General features: G+C 41.9%; 13 protein-coding genes, 11 tRNA genes and 3 rRNA genes. 2 read left to right on the top strand and 25 right to left on the bottom strand.

The features are described from left to right. Positions 1–2: 2 nt before the first annotated feature. From QFZ87_RS13090 to QFZ87_RS13010, 17 genes are all read right to left on the bottom strand, one after another. Positions 3–818, bottom strand: a complete 816-nt coding sequence (locus QFZ87_RS13090) for a pyruvate, water dikinase regulatory protein (RefSeq protein ID WP_309861943.1) — start codon at positions 816–818, stop codon at positions 3–5. Between the two features lie 17 nt (positions 819–835). Continuing rightward, the gene (gene ccpN, locus QFZ87_RS13085; protein ID WP_309861940.1) at positions 836–1,477 is read right to left on the bottom strand and encodes a transcriptional regulator CcpN; all 642 of its coding nucleotides are present in this window, start codon (positions 1,475–1,477) and stop codon (positions 836–838) included. A gap of 163 nt (positions 1,478–1,640) precedes the next feature. After that, positions 1,641–2,450 (bottom strand): bifunctional DNA-formamidopyrimidine glycosylase/DNA-(apurinic or apyrimidinic site) lyase, encoded by an 810-nt coding sequence (gene mutM / locus QFZ87_RS13080; protein WP_309861938.1) that lies wholly within the window; start codon positions 2,448–2,450, stop codon positions 1,641–1,643. 248 nt (positions 2,451–2,698) lie between these two features. Continuing rightward, positions 2,699–2,772, bottom strand: a tRNA-Trp gene (locus QFZ87_RS13075). Between the two features lie 5 nt (positions 2,773–2,777). Then, positions 2,778–2,862: transfer RNA gene (locus QFZ87_RS13070), tRNA-Tyr, on the bottom strand. Between the two features lie 21 nt (positions 2,863–2,883). Then, positions 2,884–2,976: transfer RNA gene (locus tag QFZ87_RS13065), tRNA-Ser, on the bottom strand. A 32-nt stretch (positions 2,977–3,008) separates the two neighbouring features. Continuing rightward, positions 3,009–3,082, bottom strand: a tRNA-Met gene (locus QFZ87_RS13060). Between the two features lie 21 nt (positions 3,083–3,103). Next, positions 3,104–3,176 (bottom strand) — tRNA-Ala (locus QFZ87_RS13055). A gap of 10 nt (positions 3,177–3,186) precedes the next feature. Continuing rightward, positions 3,187–3,263: transfer RNA gene (locus tag QFZ87_RS13050), tRNA-Pro, on the bottom strand. A 12-nt stretch (positions 3,264–3,275) separates the two neighbouring features. After that, positions 3,276–3,364, bottom strand: a tRNA-Leu gene (locus QFZ87_RS13045). Positions 3,365–3,369: 5 nt separating this feature from the next. Continuing rightward, positions 3,370–3,444 (bottom strand) — tRNA-Gly (locus QFZ87_RS13040). A 13-nt stretch (positions 3,445–3,457) separates the two neighbouring features. Next, positions 3,458–3,542, bottom strand: a tRNA-Leu gene (locus QFZ87_RS13035). Between the two features lie 69 nt (positions 3,543–3,611). Further along, positions 3,612–3,687 (bottom strand) — tRNA-Thr (locus QFZ87_RS13030). An 82-nt stretch (positions 3,688–3,769) separates the two neighbouring features. Next, a tRNA-Val gene (locus QFZ87_RS13025) sits at positions 3,770–3,845 on the bottom strand. A 10-nt stretch (positions 3,846–3,855) separates the two neighbouring features. After that, positions 3,856–3,972: ribosomal RNA gene (gene rrf / locus QFZ87_RS13020) — 5S ribosomal RNA — on the bottom strand. A gap of 80 nt (positions 3,973–4,052) precedes the next feature. Next, positions 4,053–6,991: ribosomal RNA gene (locus QFZ87_RS13015) — 23S ribosomal RNA — on the bottom strand. Between the two features lie 206 nt (positions 6,992–7,197). After that, positions 7,198–8,735: ribosomal RNA gene (locus tag QFZ87_RS13010) — 16S ribosomal RNA — on the bottom strand. The 16S, 23S and 5S rRNA genes sit together here with 11 tRNA genes alongside, the layout of an rRNA operon. 347 nt (positions 8,736–9,082) lie before the next feature. Here QFZ87_RS13010 and QFZ87_RS13005 point away from each other — a divergent pair. Further along, a complete protein-coding gene (locus QFZ87_RS13005) occupies positions 9,083–9,220 on the top strand; it encodes a hypothetical protein (protein WP_309861935.1) in 138 nt (45 codons plus the stop codon). Between the two features lie 48 nt (positions 9,221–9,268). Here the strand turns inward: QFZ87_RS13005 and QFZ87_RS13000 are convergent, their stop codons facing one another. From QFZ87_RS13000 to QFZ87_RS12975, 6 genes are all read right to left on the bottom strand, one after another. After that, positions 9,269–10,039 carry a class I SAM-dependent methyltransferase gene (locus tag QFZ87_RS13000; RefSeq protein ID WP_309861934.1) on the bottom strand — a complete coding sequence of 257 codons (771 nt, stop codon included), beginning with the start codon at positions 10,037–10,039 and terminating at the stop codon, positions 9,269–9,271. 101 nt (positions 10,040–10,140) lie between these two features. Further along, on the bottom strand, positions 10,141–10,896 hold the full coding sequence (locus QFZ87_RS12995; RefSeq protein ID WP_309861932.1) for an exodeoxyribonuclease III: 756 nt from the start codon (positions 10,894–10,896) through the stop codon (positions 10,141–10,143). A gap of 130 nt (positions 10,897–11,026) precedes the next feature. Further along, positions 11,027–11,815 (bottom strand): divergent polysaccharide deacetylase family protein, encoded by a 789-nt coding sequence (locus tag QFZ87_RS12990; protein WP_309861930.1) that lies wholly within the window; start codon positions 11,813–11,815, stop codon positions 11,027–11,029. Positions 11,816–11,948: 133 nt separating this feature from the next. Further along, entirely contained in the window at positions 11,949–12,389 is a 441-nt protein-coding gene (locus QFZ87_RS12985) for a peptidylprolyl isomerase (RefSeq protein WP_309861928.1), read from the bottom strand. Between the two features lie 242 nt (positions 12,390–12,631). Then, positions 12,632–13,084, bottom strand: a complete 453-nt coding sequence (locus QFZ87_RS12980; RefSeq protein WP_309861926.1) for a CBO0543 family protein — start codon at positions 13,082–13,084, stop codon at positions 12,632–12,634. After that, on the bottom strand, positions 13,011–14,138 hold the full coding sequence (locus QFZ87_RS12975) for a DUF2515 domain-containing protein (protein WP_309861924.1): 1,128 nt from the start codon (positions 14,136–14,138) through the stop codon (positions 13,011–13,013). The genes QFZ87_RS12980 and QFZ87_RS12975 overlap by 74 nt, the downstream gene beginning before the upstream one ends. A gap of 82 nt (positions 14,139–14,220) precedes the next feature. Between QFZ87_RS12975 and shc the strand changes: the two genes are divergently transcribed. Then, the gene (gene shc, locus QFZ87_RS12970; protein WP_309861922.1) at positions 14,221–16,086 is read left to right on the top strand and encodes a squalene--hopene cyclase; all 1,866 of its coding nucleotides are present in this window, start codon (positions 14,221–14,223) and stop codon (positions 16,084–16,086) included. 39 nt (positions 16,087–16,125) lie between these two features. On the opposite strand, the gene QFZ87_RS12965 is transcribed toward shc, so the two are convergent. Further along, positions 16,126–16,632: a mismatch-specific DNA-glycosylase gene (locus QFZ87_RS12965; protein WP_309861920.1), complete on the bottom strand. Its 507-nt coding sequence runs from the start codon at positions 16,630–16,632 to the stop codon at positions 16,126–16,128. 61 nt (positions 16,633–16,693) lie between these two features. Beyond that, positions 16,694–17,278, bottom strand: a complete 585-nt coding sequence (locus QFZ87_RS12960; protein WP_309861918.1) for a YitT family protein — start codon at positions 17,276–17,278, stop codon at positions 16,694–16,696. Positions 17,279–17,365 lie beyond the last annotated feature (87 nt).

Genomic DNA, 17,365 nt, shown 5'->3' with positions numbered 1-17,365 from the left:
TATTAAAAGCTCCTCTCTTTTTTTAACACTTCTAATATTAAGCCTGCCGTTTCTTCCACAGCCTTATTAGATACATCAATAACGGGACAGCCTACACGTTTCATAATTTTTTCAGCATGGTCGAGTTCCTCTAATATTCTCTCAAAGCTTGCGTAATTTGCTTGTGAAGCTAACCCTAAAGCCTTCAGACGTTCTGTCCGAATTTCGTTTAATTTATTTGGTGAAATGATTAATCCAATACAATTTTTTCTTGGGATTTGAAATAATTCATCTGGTGGCTGCACTTCCGGGACTAATGGAACATTGGCCACTTTAAAGCGCTGATGTGCTAGGTACATAGATAATGGCGTTTTTGATGTTCTAGATACCCCGACTAAAACAATATCAGCCTTTGTAATTCCTCTTGGGTCACGACCATCGTCATATTTCACAGCGAACTCAATAGCTTCAATTTTTCGGAAATATTCTTCATCTAGCTTTCTCATCAAACCTGGTTGATGATGCGGTTGCTTATTAAATCTAGTTACGAACGCATTCATCAATGGACCAAGTAAATCTACTGCTAATATACCCTCTTCTAAGGCTCTGCTATCTAAATATAGTTTTAAGGTAGGAACAACAATCGTATATGCAATGATGGAGTTGCCTCTTTTCGCAAGTAAAAGGACATCTTCAATATCTTCAAAGTCCTCTACATATGAACTTCTGCGAATTTCCACATGACCTCCATTAAATTGTGTTGCGACTGCTTTTACTACAAACTCAGCTGTTTCCCCCACTGAGTCAGAAACTACATAAACCACTTCTTTCTGTACCAAAATAACAGCCACTCCTCTTAGTCTGTTTTTTCTTCCATAATTTCGAGATATGCCCTTGTAATCGTGGTTTTTGTGATTCTTCCCACAAGCAAATATGTATTTTTCAGTTGGTCTTCTACCTTCACTACTGGTAGAGAATCAATGTGATTGTGAATCATTTTTTTGGCGGCTTCTAACAGTGTTTCCTCCGGTTCGATGGTGATGATATTAGGCATTCTAGTCATAATGACACTTACTGGTAAGTCATTAAGATTCTTATTGCCAAGTGAAGCTCTTAGTAAGTCTTTCCTTGATATTACTCCTGCTAAAAGCCCTTCAGTATCCACTGCATAAAGTGTACCTACATCTTCTAAAAACAACTGAACAATAGCATCGTAAACGGAGGTTGATTTTTCGACTACAATTGGATGAGCCTTATAATCATTTACTTTTTGGTGAATAAACTTTTTCGCCTTCTGTTTTACTTCATAATTGTCATTAAAGTAATACCCCACACGAGGTCTGGCATCCAAGTTTCCCGACATCGTTAAGATGGCAAGATCTGGTCTTAAAGCAGCCCGTGTTAACGAAAGCTTTTCTGCAATTTCTTTTCCTGTAATCGGTCCATTTTGTTTCACAATCTGTAGGATTTCATCCTGTCTTTTAGTTAGTTTAATCATTACCACCCCCTTACTTATAATAAATATGTTATATTCGTTAGATTAATTATAAATGTGCTATACTTATTTGTATATAGTATATTACATTTGTGTGAAATACGAAACAATTACTTTCACTTTTTTTTGACAAAAATAAAAACCCGCTAATGTAGCAGGTCTTAGTTTACTTTTGACAATTAGGACAGTAAAATGTCTTTCTAGAAGACACCATTTCATTTATAATAATGGCCCCACAACGATTACAGTTCTTGCCTTCCCGGTCATAAACTTGACATCTCTCATTAAATCCCCCCGTTAAGGTATCTCCATTAAATAAAGGATTGTCCATATAACCACCGTACTTTATTCCGTCCTGCAGGACTGCCTTCATTGAATGATATAGCATGTTCCTTTTTGATTCCTCTATTTGATCAATGTGTTTCATAGGCAAAATTCCAGCATGGAAACAAATCTCTGCTGAATAGCAATTTCCGATCCCAGCAATAAACTCTTGATCAAGTAAAGTGGTCTTTAATCGTCCATGCTTATGACTAATCATTTCTAGAAAATGATTTAAAGTGAAATCGTTAGCCAATGGTTCAGGTCCTAAATCGGTGAGTTTCTCCTCAGCTTCTTGTCGATTATATAGATGAAGATATCCAAGTCGAAGACCGATAAAGTAAAGATGATTTTCTCCAAAGGAAATTTGGACTTGGATGGTTCGTTTTGGTTTTTCCGACTTAAGGCCATAGAACATCCATCCCCCTAACATTAAATGCAACAGCAGCACATGACCATTTTGGAGATGGAAAAGTAGGTGCTTTCCTCTCCTTTGGACATTAGTTACTTTTTTATGAAGAACTGTTCTTTTAAAAAGGTCTGGATTAAGGTTAATGGATTTTTCTCTATTGATTTGAATATCTGAAATGACTTGACCAACTATTTTTTGATTTAAAAGGATCTTATAGGTTTCCATCTCAGGAAGCTCTGGCATCGAACTACCCCTTCCATCTATGTGTCTGCATGCACAATAGGTTTCCCAAAATAGTTAAATAAAATGAAACAATTTAGTCATTGTGTTTAGAACAGCACCTTCATCTGAAAAAAGAAATACGTGAGTATCATTTTTTAAGAACATTCGTTTCTCTTAATAAAAGAAAAAGACCTTCAACTAATAAGTTGAAAGTCTTTTAAAATAAAAAAATTCCACAGTATATACTTGAAATTTTACATATGTAGTATTGGCAGGGGCAGTAGGAATCGAACCCACACTGAAGGTTTTGGAGACCTTAGTTCTACCTTTAAACTATGCCCCTATAAATGGTGGAGGGGGACGGATTCGAACCGCCGAACCCGGAGGGAGCGGATTTACAGTCCGCCGCGTTTAGCCACTTCGCTACCCCTCCACATATGAAAAAAAGAAAAAATGGCGGAGGAAGAGGGATTCGAACCCCCGCGCGGTTTAACCCGCCTGTCGGTTTTCAAGACCGATCCCTTCAGCCGGACTTGGGTATTCCTCCATTTTTTCAAAAAAATTATATAAGTATTTTAATAGCGGCGGAGGGGATCGAACCCCCGACCTTACGGGTATGAACCGTACGCTCTAGCCAGCTGAGCTACACCGCCAAAACAGTTATATAATTAAAGTGGAGCCTAGCGGGATCGAACCGCTGACCTCCTGCGTGCAAAGCAGGCGCTCTCCCAGCTGAGCTAAGGCCCCAAAATATTAATGGTCGGGAAGACAGGATTCGAACCTGCGACCCCTTGGTCCCAAACCAAGTGCTCTACCAAGCTGAGCTACTTCCCGTAAAAAAACAAGTGGTGCCGAGGACCGGAATCGAACCGGTACGGTAGTCACCTACCGCAGGATTTTAAGTCCTGTGCGTCTGCCAGTTCCGCCACCCCGGCACTTATGGAGCGGAAGACGGGATTCGAACCCGCGACCCCCACCTTGGCAAGGTGGTGTTCTACCACTGAACTACTTCCGCATATAAAATGAAATGGTGCGGGTGAAGGGAGTCGAACCCCCACGCCTTGCGGCGCCAGATCCTAAGTCTGGTGCGTCTGCCAATTCCGCCACACCCGCAAATTAAGTTTAATAAAAAAGCATCTAGTTTGATATGCTTCATCTGATGAAATCATAAAACAAGAAAAATGGTGCCGGCGAGAGGACTTGAACCCCCAACCTACTGATTACAAGTCAGTTGCTCTACCAATTGAGCTACCCCGGCATAGGTTTAGTATAAATATTAATTTGTACACGCTTTCTTATTCTAGCATTAGAATTACATCTGCGTATATTAATAATATATATGGTGGAGGATGACGGGATCGAACCGCCGACCCTCTGCTTGTAAGGCAGATGCTCTCCCAGCTGAGCTAATCCTCCATAATATATAGCCTGGCAACGTCCTACTCTCACAGGGACTTTCGTCCCAACTACCATCGGCGCTGAGAAGCTTAACTTCCGTGTTCGGTATGGGAACGGGTGTGACCTTCTCGCCATAGTTACCAGACTATTTACTTTGAGAGATCGTTCTCTCAAAACTAGATAATGCAGAAGAAGTGTTTGTAAACTACGAGTTCGCTTTAAAACTTGGTTAAGTCCTCGAACGATTAGTATCAGTCAGCTCCACATGTTACCACGCTTCCACCTCTGACCTATCAACCTGATCATCTTTCAGGGTTCTTACTAGCTTGACGCTATGGGAAATCTCATCTTGAGGGGGGCTTCATGCTTAGATGCTTTCAGCACTTATCCCGTCCGCACATAGCTACCCAGCGATGCCTTTGGCAAGACAACTGGTACACCAGCGGTGCGTCCATCCCGGTCCTCTCGTACTAAGGACAGCTCCTCTCAAATTTCCTGCGCCCACGACGGATAGGGACCGAACTGTCTCACGACGTTCTGAACCCAGCTCGCGTACCGCTTTAATGGGCGAACAGCCCAACCCTTGGGACCGACTACAGCCCCAGGATGCGATGAGCCGACATCGAGGTGCCAAACCTCCCCGTCGATGTGGACTCTTGGGGGAGATAAGCCTGTTATCCCCGGGGTAGCTTTTATCCGTTGAGCGATGGCCCTTCCATGCGGAACCACCGGATCACTAAGCCCGACTTTCGTCCCTGCTCGACTTGTAGGTCTCGCAGTCAAGCTCCCTTGTGCCTTTACACTCTACGAATGATTTCCAACCATTCTGAGGGAACCTTTGGGCGCCTCCGTTACTCTTTAGGAGGCGACCGCCCCAGTCAAACTGCCCACCTGACACTGTCTCCCACCCCGATAAGGGGTGCGGGTTAGAATTTCAATACAGCCAGGGTAGTATCCCACCGACGCCTCCACCGAAGCTAGCGCTCCGGCTTCTCAGGCTCCTACCTATCCTGTACAAGCTGTACCAAAATTCAATATCAGGCTACAGTAAAGCTCCACGGGGTCTTTCCGTCCTGTCGCGGGTAACCTGCATCTTCACAGGTACTATAATTTCACCGAGTCTCTCGTTGAGACAGTGCCCAGATCGTTACGCCTTTCGTGCGGGTCGGAACTTACCCGACAAGGAATTTCGCTACCTTAGGACCGTTATAGTTACGGCCGCCGTTTACTGGGGCTTCGATTCAGAGCTTCGCTTTTAAGGCTAACCCCTCCTCTTAACCTTCCAGCACCGGGCAGGCGTCAGCCCCTATACTTCGCCTTGCGGCTTCGCAGAGACCTGTGTTTTTGCTAAACAGTCGCCTGGGCCTATTCACTGCGGCTCTTCGAGGCTATTCACCTCAAAAAGCACCCCTTCTCCCGAAGTTACGGGGTCATTTTGCCGAGTTCCTTAACGAGAGTTCTCTCGCTCACCTTAGGATTCTCTCCTCGCCTACCTGTGTCGGTTTGCGGTACGGGCACCTTTTATCTCGCTAGAGGCTTTTCTTGGCAGTGTGGAATCAGGAACTTCGGTACTAAATTTCCCTCGCTATCACAGCTCAGCCTTTACGGAAAGCGGATTTTCCTACTTTCCAGCCTAACTGCTTAGACGCGCATATCCAACAGCGCGCTTACCCTATCCTCCTGCGTCCCCCCATCACTCAAACGATAAAGAGGTGGTACAGGAATATCAACCTGTTGTCCATCGCCTACGCCTTTCGGCCTCGGCTTAGGTCCCGACTAACCCTGAGCGGACGAGCCTTCCTCAGGAAACCTTAGGCATACGGTGGATGAGATTCTCACTCATCTTTCGCTACTCATACCGGCATTCTCACTTCTAAGCGCTCCACCAGTCCTTACGGTCTAGCTTCAACGCCCTTAGAACGCTCTCCTACCACTGACATCTAAGATGTCAATCCACAGCTTCGGTGTTACGTTTAGCCCCGGTACATTTTCGGCGCAGAGTCACTCGACCAGTGAGCTATTACGCACTCTTTAAATGGTGGCTGCTTCTAAGCCAACATCCTGGTTGTCTAAGCAACTCCACATCCTTTTCCACTTAACGTAAACTTTGGGACCTTAGCTGGTGGTCTGGGCTGTTTCCCTTTTGACTACGGATCTTATCACTCGCAGTCTGACTCCCACGGATAAGTCTTTGGCATTCGGAGTTTGTCTGAATTCGGTAACCCGATGAGGGCCCCTAGTCCAAACAGTGCTCTACCTCCAAGACTCTTACTACGTGAGGCTAGCCCTAAAGCTATTTCGGAGAGAACCAGCTATCTCCAAGTTCGATTGGAATTTCTCCGCTACCCACACCTCATCCCCGCACTTTTCAACGTGCGTGGGTTCGGGCCTCCATCCAGTGTTACCTGGACTTCACCCTGGACATGGGTAGATCACCTGGTTTCGGGTCTACGACCACATACTCAATCGCCCTATTCAGACTCGCTTTCGCTGCGGCTCCGTCTCTTCAACTTAACCTTGCATGGGATCGTAACTCGCCGGTTCATTCTACAAAAGGCACGCTATCACCCATTAACGGGCTCTAACTACTTGTAGGCACACGGTTTCAGGAACTATTTCACTCCCCTTCCGGGGTGCTTTTCACCTTTCCCTCACGGTACTGGTTCACTATCGGTCACTAGGGAGTATTTAGCCTTGGGAGATGGTCCTCCCTGCTTCCGACCGGATTTCACGTGTCCGGCCGTACTCAGGATCCACTCAGGAGGGAACGAAGTTTCGACTACAGGGTTTTTACCTTCTCTGACGGGCCTTTCCAGGCCGCTTCATCTACCCCGTTCCTTTGTAACTCCATGTTGAGTGTCCTACAACCCCAAGAGGCAAGCCTCTTGGTTTGGGCTATGTCCCGTTTCGCTCGCCGCTACTCAGGGAATCGCGTTTGCTTTCTCTTCCTCCGGGTACTTAGATGTTTCAGTTCCCCGGGTATGCCTTCAATACCCTATGTATTCAGGTAAAGATACTGTTCCATTACGAACAGTGGGTTCCCCCATTCGGAAATCTCCGGATCAAAGCTTACTTACAGCTCCCCGAAGCATATCGGTGTTAGTCCCGTCCTTCATCGGCTCCTAGTGCCAAGGCATTCACCGTGCGCCCTTTCTAACTTAACCTAAAAGGTTTATTTCTCTAAATCAATAGAGAGAAAACTAAAATGGCGATTACTCGATGTGTTACTTGACTTCTTCATTACGATTATCTAGTTTTCAAAGAACGATTAAAAAAAGCTTTGAGAGATTGCACTCTCAAAACTAAACAAACAAGAAACAATCAAACAAACGTGTTTTGTCTGGCTCATAAGTCCAGCTTATATCCTTAGAAAGGAGGTGATCCAGCCGCACCTTCCGATACGGCTACCTTGTTACGACTTCACCCCAATCATCTGTCCCACCTTAGGCGGCTGGCTCCTTACGGTTACCCCACCGACTTCGGGTGTTACAAACTCTCGTGGTGTGACGGGCGGTGTGTACAAGGCCCGGGAACGTATTCACCGCGGCATGCTGATCCGCGATTACTAGCGATTCCGGCTTCATGTAGGCGAGTTGCAGCCTACAATCCGAACTGAGAATGGTTTTATGGGATTGGCTAAACCTCGCGGTCTTGCAGCCCTTTGTACCATCCATTGTAGCACGTGTGTAGCCCAGGTCATAAGGGGCATGATGATTTGACGTCATCCCCACCTTCCTCCGGTTTGTCACCGGCAGTCACCTTAGAGTGCCCAACTGAATGCTGGCAACTAAGATCAAGGGTTGCGCTCGTTGCGGGACTTAACCCAACATCTCACGACACGAGCTGACGACAACCATGCACCACCTGTCACTCTGTCCCCCGAAGGGGAACGTCCTATCTCTAGGAGTGTCAGAGGATGTCAAGACCTGGTAAGGTTCTTCGCGTTGCTTCGAATTAAACCACATGCTCCACCGCTTGTGCGGGCCCCCGTCAATTCCTTTGAGTTTCAGCCTTGCGGCCGTACTCCCCAGGCGGAGTGCTTAATGCGTTAGCTGCAGCACTAAGGGGCGGAAACCCCCTAACACTTAGCACTCATCGTTTACGGCGTGGACTACCAGGGTATCTAATCCTGTTTGCTCCCCACGCTTTCGCGCCTCAGCGTCAGTTACAGACCAGAAAGCCGCCTTCGCCACTGGTGTTCCTCCACATCTCTACGCATTTCACCGCTACACGTGGAATTCCGCTTTCCTCTTCTGTACTCAAGTCCCCCAGTTTCCAATGACCCTCCACGGTTGAGCCGTGGGCTTTCACATCAGACTTAAAGGACCGCCTGCGCGCGCTTTACGCCCAATAATTCCGGACAACGCTTGCCACCTACGTATTACCGCGGCTGCTGGCACGTAGTTAGCCGTGGCTTTCTGGTTAGGTACCGTCAAGGTACCGGCAGTTACTCCGATACTTGTTCTTCCCTAACAACAGAGCTTTACGACCCGAAGGCCTTCATCGCTCACGCGGCGTTGCTCCATCAGACTTTCGTCCATTGTGGAAGATTCCCTACTGCTGCCTCCCGTAGGAGTCTGGGCCGTGTCTCAGTCCCAGTGTGGCCGATCACCCTCTCAGGTCGGCTACGCATCGTCGCCTTGGTGAGCCGTTACCTCACCAACTAGCTAATGCGCCGCGGGCCCATCTGTAAGTGACAGCCGAAACCGTCTTTCAGCTTTTCCTCATGAGAGGAAAAGGATTATCCGGTATTAGCTCCGGTTTCCCGAAGTTATCCCAGTCTTACAGGCAGGTTGCCCACGTGTTACTCACCCGTCCGCCGCTAACCACCGAAGTGGTTCGCTCGACTTGCATGTATTAGGCACGCCGCCAGCGTTCGTCCTGAGCCAGGATCAAACTCTCCAAGAAAGTTGATTAGCTCATTTTGTTACGTTGGCTTCGTTTCATTAAAGAAACGAAATAAATTTGTTTGTTGACGTTTTTGTTTGATTAGTTTTCAAAGAACAATTTCGCTTTTTCTATTAATCTATCAATCAGCGACATTTATTATTCTAGCATAACATACACTAGAATGTCAACTTCTTTCAAATTGTTTTTTTATCTTTATTTAATTATTCTTCAACAATTTGTAGCAGCGACAATGACTATAATACTATCCTAGAGCTATCTCGTCAACAATAAATTTCATTATGGTTAGAAAATCATATATAGGAAAAAATATTTAGTAAATCATGTCGTAAAGGAGTGTTTCTATAATGAGTACGTATTCTCATAAAAAAGAAGAAGAAAGTGGATTTACGAATTCTTCAGACCAAGGTTCATTAGAGAACTCAACTCAAGGTGAAAAGTTACCTGAATTTGATGTAATCGGAACAGCACTTAACGACATTTAACCATTTAAAAAGCCCTTTGCAAGGCCAGAATCTTGCAAAGGGCTTTTTTTACCTTTTAATTGCTTTTAAAACGATTGCTTCTCCTTGAAAAGAAACAACTTGATTTTCTTCAATAACAATTCGAAATTTATCTTTTACTTTTGGATCTGACCCTTGAATGTATTCAGATAGTTTATCTTTTTCATCTTGTGATAAATTCATACGATTGCACCAAGGGTCAAACCGAAATGTTTTTTCAAACCGATGCCATTCATATATTTCAAAACCCGCAAATTCAAGCATACGGAGCCACTCACTTTTCTTCCAAGCTCTGAAATGACTGTAATCTCTTCTTTTTTCAATAGCATTATAGAATTGATCAAAGACATCCTCTTCCGGAACGACATTATCATCGAGTAAAAATTGTCCATTTGGTTTAAGTACACGATACACTTCTTCAACAAACTGATTTACATTTGGAAAATGGTGTGGTGCTATCCGACAGGTTACAATATCAAATGCTTCATTTGAAAATGGAAGGTTCTCTGCATCCGCTTGTAAGAACCGAACATTTCGATGTCCATTTCCCTTTATAAAATTTTCTGCAGCAACAAGCATCTCTGGTGTCAGATCAATTGCAGTAATATTTTTTACTATCGAAGCAAAGGCATTTGCAGTGTGTCCACCACCTGTTGCCACATCGAGTAATTCTTCTTCCCCTGTGGCGGTCACCATTTGCAATAGTTTTTGCAGGTCTTTGCCCTCTTTGTGAATTGGGCTGCTTACATAAGAGTCGGCACTTTTGCCAAACTGCTGTTGCACATCTTTTTTAGTATCCATTTTTATCCCTCCGTCATTTCCTTCTTAAATAGACTATAAAACACATACTCCATAAAGAAAATAACGGTTATTTTATGATTTGCAATAAGAAATTGTTATGATTATTCATGAATTTCTAATACTACAGGACAATGATCGCTTCCCATAATATCTGAATGAATATCTGCCAGCTTTAATCTCTCTCGTAATGTGTCAGATACGATAAAGTAATCGATTCTCCATCCTATATTCCTTTCACGGACTTTATTCATGTATGACCACCATGTATAAGCCCCGTCTTGATCGGGATAAAAATAGCGGTAGCTATCTACAAAACCCGCTTGAAGTAATGCAGTCATTTTCCCCCGTTCTTCATCTGTAAATCCAGAGTTGCCAATGTTAGATTTTGGATTGCGTAAGTCAATTTCTTGATGAGCAACATTCAAATCCCCACATAAAATAACTGGCTTTACTTCGTTCAATTCCTTCAAATATTGAAAAATGCGGTCCTCCCAATCCAAACGATAGGAAATTCTCGCAAGATCTCTTTGCGAGTTTGGTGTATATACATTAACCAAGAAGAAGTTATCAAACTCCAAGGTAAGTATCCTTCCTTCCCCTTCACCTTCATCAGAACCTACCCCGTATCTTACAGTCAAGGGTTTCATTTTAGTAAACACCGCTGTACCTGAGTACCCTTTTTTTATCGCATAATTCCAGTATTGATGGTATCCCTCTAACTCAAGGTCAATTTGACCTTCCTGTAATTTTGTTTCCTGTACACAGAAGATATCTGCATCTACTTCCTGAAAATAGTCCAAAAATCCCTTTTTCACACAGGCTCTTAACCCATTCACGTTCCATGAAACTAATTTCATTTATAATTCCTTCTCCCTTGCTAGCTTATGTCATTGTAATGTTGTAGATGTCATTTTACCAGCTTGGGTTGATTAGGGAAAGAACTACGTATTGAAATATAAATAGGCACCTTTCACGGGTGCCTTTCAATCATGGTACTAAATACTGTTCAGTTAATTTATTTGAAAACAACTCAGAGACAGGAACTATTTTTATATTTCGTTTTTTAAATTCCTCAACAGAACTGAAAACACCAACAGAACATACTTTCCCCGTTACCCCAACGTGACCAATGGCAATGCCTTTACCTTGGAATTCGGTAACCCTAGCCAACCGAATCATTTGTTTATGAACATATGAAGATGAAGAAATATCATCTAAAAATACATCTCTTTTTAGAAGTGGTACACCCAGTTCCTTTGCAATCTCTGGAAATTTCGATTTCGGGCTTGTACCGCTATCGATTATATACAGTTTTCTTTCTTTCGCTACTTCAACAATGGCACGGACGATTTCTTCATTTTCAACGGCGAGCGAGCCCATATGATTATTGAGACCTACTGCATACGGTACACTCTTAGTCGCCTCTATTACCCTCTTCCGTACCTCTTTAGGTGAAAGATCGACCGTAATCGGCTTGGGACCAAGCCAAGACCTTTTTCCTCTTTTCGGTTCCATAGGTAAATGAATCATCACTTCAAAACCATTTTTATGAGCCCATTCGGCATGTAGCTTTGAGTTTTCAGTGAAAGGCATGACTGCAGCGGTTATTGGAATCTCCCCTTCTAAGAAATCCCGTACACCACCCGTACCTCCGCCAAAATCGTCAATAATAATTGACGCCTTGAATTGTTTCGGTGGTTCTTTATTTTCCGCTCGGGCATTTGAGTGAAACGTCAGAAATATGGCTGGGATAAGAACTAGAGCAAACTTTTTCATGGCAACCCCCAAAAGTGAACTTTAATGTTAATTTGCCCGTTCCTATGTCTGCTTACCACAACTTATGTAAATTTTTCATGGTTAGATTTTTAGACAATAAAATAGGAGGACTTGGATAGTCCCCCTTCATTGTTTATTCTTCGTCATATACCTTAACTTCTACCATTTTGTCGCCATTTCTCATTGCCTTTGCTGTTTCAAGACCTGATGTCACTTGACCAAATACTGTGTGAACACCATTTAGATGCGGTTGAGATTCATGAACGATAAAGAACTGGCTACCACCTGTATTTCTTCCTGCATGAGCCATAGATAAAGAACCAGGAACATGCTTGTGCGGATTCCCTTCAGTTTCACAGTTGATTGTGTATCCAGGACCACCCATACCAGTACCTGTTGGGTCTCCTCCCTGACTTACGAAACCAGGAATAACTCGGTGAAAGACTACATCATTGTAAAAGCCTTCGTTTGCTAATTTTTCAAAGTTAGCTACTGTGCCAGGAGCTTCGTTCGGGAATAAATCAAATTCAATCTTTTCCCCATTTTCCATCAATATGTATCCTTTTTTAGCCATTAAAAACACTCCTTTATGTAAAAATCATTTTTATCATACACTTTTTAAAAAATAAAAGAAAGTTTGCTACCTCATTTTTTCATCGCCTATTTATATTTTCACTAACTTTGTGTTAAAATAACTTTACCCCTTCCGAACATTCGCTTGTTGCGGGACACTTAACCACTGTACGGACGGAAGGGGGCTGGTGCCACATTTGTCGGCATCAGAAAAGGCCGGGACATTTGTTCCGGCCTTTTGTATTACCCCTTTCCTTTATCGAACCAATCATGTAAGAAAGAAATCACCGTTAAGAAAAACAAATAACCCAAAAATGTGTAAAGGTGTTCCCACCTTGCTGAATGGGCGAATAACCCTAATACTTCAGCTAATTTTTCAATAATAGCCATCAATAGACTAACAAAAAGAATGCTTCCTACTCTCCCCCACTTATTTACCTGCGATATTGTGCATAAAAAAATGAACACAAAGATGGGCAACCCAATGAATGAGTAGAAAATATTGATTAAAAAAATCCCGGGAAGTGGTCTTATAGGAAATTCATATAGCTGCATACACACAAGGAATGTATCCAAAATGGTCCCAAGGAGGGCAGCGAGTACCATTGGGACAATATATTTTTTATTCCAAAAAGTGAATCGCCTTTTTAGCAAGGACTGCAAGCTCGAGTTGTTCAAGTGTTTTACAGTATTCATTTTTTATCTCCCCATTAATCATTTCATTACTCTCTGTGAAATATTCAATCACGCGCCAATCTATAAACCAATCTCCTTTTTCTGCATCCTCATGGTTTACATTTTTCCAAGCATTTTCTAATGACGGACTATATATTTTTCTCGCTCCAGGTCTGAGCTGACATGAATTTAATCTTAGCTGATAGGCAAATCCAGGAATTCCCTCGTTTACATTATTAAAGAGATGCGGCCAGTAATCTTTTCTTGAACCTGTATGTGGATGGGTGTTTGCCCATTCAACCGATTGTTTTAGAACCTCTTTTTCTTTAAACAGAATGGTATATAGCTTTTTCCCTATTAGTATCCGCTTATTTAATGATTCAAATTGATGGACAGTTAAGCCAGATACATTTGTTTTTTCACTCGGAAAGAGAATTTGGTTAAAGGAAAGCAAGTCCTGCAGTAAAAATTCCACTTTATTTATTACACTGTTCTGATAATACGAATTCTGGACCACCCTGCTTTCGAGATAGTTTTGTTCGTTAATAATCAAGGCAACCGTCAGAATAAAGCGATCTTTATTCTTCCAAAAATAGTTCCAAATTGTTTCCATGAAGGTGGATATATTTAAGTAAGGAATTAAGTAAAATAGCGACCTATTTTGTTTCACACTTTCCTGATAGATCAGTAATTGCGGATAAGCATCTTGAAAAATGAGCCAATTGCTTCTTTCTAAAAAGCTGAAAAATAATGTTCTCTCTTTTTTAGACATTAATCGGGTTAAAAATTCCCCTTGTAAGTCTGTCATGTTCCATCCGCCATTCCGAGAAACCATATGCGCAAGAAATGCCCAATGAATGTCGGGAAATTGAAGGTAGAAGTCAAAGTAGGCCTTTGTTCTTGTCACATTGTTGATATTCATATCTTGTGTTTTGATTCTAATTTTTTCTAAAAGGGCTTTTTCACTTTTTAATAGTTTAGACGTAGAGTGCGGAAAATTCTTTTTCTTTTTTAATTCTTGGGTTATGCTTTCTATCACTGTTTTTTCTCGATTTCTTGAAAAAAAGATAGACATTACCTCCCTTACGAATTCTCTAGCCTAGATGAGAATATGTATAGATGAGAAAAATTTTTGGGGAGAGGGATGTGAATCTAAAATGACTGATACGAGAAAGGGTATGGATTGGATTATTGAACGACTTAGACATGACCAATCTCCCGATGGCTCATGGGACTATCCATTTGAGACAGGTATTTCAACTGATGCTTTTACCATCATTTTATTACGGACACTGTCAATAAATGATGAAGATTTAATTCAGGGTTTGGTAAAGAGAATTATTAACAAACAAGAAAAAAATGGGGCCTGGAAACTTTTTTACGATGAAGGTGATGGGAACCTATCTGCAACGGTTGAAGCCTACTATGCTTGTGTTTATTCGGGATTGATTAATAAAGAGGATAAACGGCTTATGACAGCTCAGAAATTTATTTTATCTAAAGGCGGTTTAGAAGAAGTTAGTATGTTCACAAAAATAATGCTCGCGATAACGGGTCAATACAAGTGGCCCGCCTTTTCTCTCCTACCCATTGAAGTAATCCTTCTACCCTTACACTTTCCTATTAACTATTATTCCTTTTCTATTTTCGGCAGGGCTAACCTTACTCCAATCATGATATTAACAGATAAACTGTTTGCAATAAAAACACCTTACAGTCCCGACCTATCTCATTTATATATACAACGAAATAGTAAAAATGAATGGAGCCGCTCCCGAGACTATCGTTCCTTATACTCGTTTATTAAAGAAGGCGTAAAAAGTTTACTAGGCTTACCCGAACAGCTTCACCAATTAGCCATTGATCGAGCAGAAAAGTATATGCTTGACCGGATTGAGCCAGACGGTACCTTTTATAGCTATTACAGCAGTACTTTTTTAATGATTTTTGCTCTCTTGTCTCTTGGATACAAAAAGAGTGACCCAATTATTACAAAGGCAATAGCCGGAATAAAGTCCATGCAGTGCGAAATCAATGGCAGGCCGCACATGCAATATACTACTGCCAATCTCTGGAACACTTCATTAATTAGCTATAGCTTGCAGTCCGCAGGGGTTGCTACAAGCAACGAAATGGTTCAGAAAGCCAATCAATATCTTCTTGAACGACAACATCATAAATTTGGAGATTGGGTGGTTCATAACCCTAGAACCATGCCAGGGGGCTGGGGTTTTTCCGATGTAAATACAATTAATCCTGATGTCGATGATACAACAGCTGCTTTACGATCACTATCTAGAATGGTACCCTCCGAAGCAGCGGCCTGGGACCGAGGAATTAATTGGGTCTTGTCCATGCACAACGATGATGGCGGCTGGCCAGCTTTTGAAAGAAACACAAATTCAAAACTACTACAGTTTCTTCCGCTAGAAAAAGCAGAATTTTTGATTGCTGATCCTTCAAGTGCTGATCTCACTGGCCGTACACTTGAATTTTTCGGAAATTATACGAACCTTTCAAACGATCACCCTTCTATCAAACAAGGCGTTCAATGGCTGCTACGAAATCAAGAAAAGGATGGCTCCTGGTATGGTAGATGGGGGATATGTTACATTTACGGAACATGGGCAGCAATTACGGGGTTATTATCCGCAGGGGTTCCTTCCAATCATTCTTCTATTGTAAAAGCTGTCACTTGGTTACGTGAGATTCAAAATATGGATGGGGGTTGGGGAGAATCATGCCATAGTGATAGTAAGAAAACGTATATCCCATTAAATGCAAGCACTTTAACACATACTTCCTGGGCACTAGATGCGTTAATTTCTGCCTCAAAAGAAGCAACATCTGATATAAAAAGAGGGATCAACTATTTACTTGAATCACTCGAAAAAGAAGATTGGACTACTTCATACCCAAAAGGACAAGGAATGGCCGGGGGTTTTTATATTCACTACCAAAGTTATCGGTATATTTTCCCACTCTTAGCCCTGTCACACTATCATAAAAAATTTGGCACCTAAAAATAAAACATCGACGGTAAACTTTTTCCGTCGATGTTTTTATTTAACGATTAATTTTGTCATCTGTTTATAGATCTCTACAATTTCATCCATTTTCATTCTAACTAATCCGCTCGAAGACGGAGCTACAAAATCAATGGTTCCTGGTACGACAGACACCTTTTGAGCCCCCCATGGTACGGCCTTGCAACCGCTATACTGCTGGTATACACCCTTTCCAACAAAGCAAACTAGTTTAGGTTTAAGTTGTTCGATTTTCCGTTTTAATATTTTTCTTCCCTCTTCGTACTCTTCCTTCGTTATTTCATCCGCTGCTTTTGTTGGTCGTTGGACAATATTGGTTAACCCATATCCTATTTCCAAAAGATTAGCATCTTCATATGCCTCATATTTCCGAGGTGTAATCCCCGCTTCGTACAAAATTCTCCAAAACCGATTATTGGGATTAGCATAATGATGCCCTACCTCACTAGAACGAATACTGGGGTTAAAACCTACAAACAGGATGCTTAATTCTTCCTTTAAGTGGTCACTAACAGGTTTCATATAAATCTCCTTATACAACTATCATTGGTAGACTCCCCCATTTTACCACAATTATTTGTCATTATATTGTATTAGACTGCACACGAGGATAAGAGGTAATAATCGTTGCTAGGAGACCTACTATTGAAATAACTAACAGTGAATATAATAGTCTAGCATTTTGGAGTAAAACAAGCCCAGTAAGGATAATCATGCCATCCATTACAACCATAATGACACCCACATTTATTTTAGACCATTTAGAGATTAATAAAGCAAGTAAATCCATACCACCAGGACTAATATGATTTCTTAACATCACCCCAACACCAATACCGATGATGATCGAACCAACTATTACACTATTTAGAATGGAGAAATGGAATCTTCCGTTCAACGGAAGTAATAATTCAATCATAAAACCAGAGAGCACTGCACCGATTAATCCATTATAAAAATACATTCGATCGGATTTATAAGCAAACATGTAAACAGGGATGTTTAGAAGAATAAAAATAATTCCCGCTTTAAAACCAAATAAATACTTTATTAACAGGCTAACTCCAAAGAGTCCTCCATTAATTAAATGAAAAGGAAGAATGAAGCCATTAATACCTATTCCCAACATAGTACTGCCAAAGCCGATAATAGCCAATTTTTTTAGCATTAAATCATTCCTTGTCCAAATTCTTTATTATCACTTATATGATAGGAACTGGGAAATCATTCAATCGGATTGAGACCTTTGACTAAT

Source organism: Bacillus sp. SLBN-46 (genome assembly GCF_031453555.1).
In the GTDB taxonomy this organism is placed as follows: Bacteria; Bacillota; Bacilli; order Bacillales; family Cytobacillaceae; genus Neobacillus.
The sequence above is the reverse complement of the archived record's forward strand: the minus strand, read 5'-3'. Positions and strand labels throughout refer to the sequence as shown.

Coding starts and splice junctions, on each gene's coding strand:
- QFZ87_RS12990 (WP_309861930.1), bottom strand. CDS start 11,815: ATGAAAAAGTTTGCTCTAGTTCTTATCCCAGCCATATTTCTGACGTTT.
- mutM (WP_309861938.1), bottom strand. CDS start 2,450: ATGCCAGAGCTTCCTGAGATGGAAACCTATAAGATCCTTTTAAATCAA.
- QFZ87_RS12995 (WP_309861932.1), bottom strand. CDS start 10,896: ATGAAATTAGTTTCATGGAACGTGAATGGGTTAAGAGCCTGTGTGAAA.
- QFZ87_RS13000 (WP_309861934.1), bottom strand. CDS start 10,039: ATGGATACTAAAAAAGATGTGCAACAGCAGTTTGGCAAAAGTGCCGAC.
- QFZ87_RS12980 (WP_309861926.1), bottom strand. CDS start 13,084: ATGAATACTGTAAAACACTTGAACAACTCGAGCTTGCAGTCCTTGCTA.
- QFZ87_RS12960 (WP_309861918.1), bottom strand. CDS start 17,278: ATGCTAAAAAAATTGGCTATTATCGGCTTTGGCAGTACTATGTTGGGA.
- ccpN (WP_309861940.1), bottom strand. CDS start 1,477: ATGATTAAACTAACTAAAAGACAGGATGAAATCCTACAGATTGTGAAA.
- shc (WP_309861922.1), top strand. CDS start 14,221: ATGACTGATACGAGAAAGGGTATGGATTGGATTATTGAACGACTTAGA.
- QFZ87_RS12975 (WP_309861924.1), bottom strand. CDS start 14,138: ATGTCTATCTTTTTTTCAAGAAATCGAGAAAAAACAGTGATAGAAAGC.
- QFZ87_RS12965 (WP_309861920.1), bottom strand. CDS start 16,632: ATGAAACCTGTTAGTGACCACTTAAAGGAAGAATTAAGCATCCTGTTT.
- QFZ87_RS12985 (WP_309861928.1), bottom strand. CDS start 12,389: ATGGCTAAAAAAGGATACATATTGATGGAAAATGGGGAAAAGATTGAA.
- QFZ87_RS13005 (WP_309861935.1), top strand. CDS start 9,083: ATGAGTACGTATTCTCATAAAAAAGAAGAAGAAAGTGGATTTACGAAT.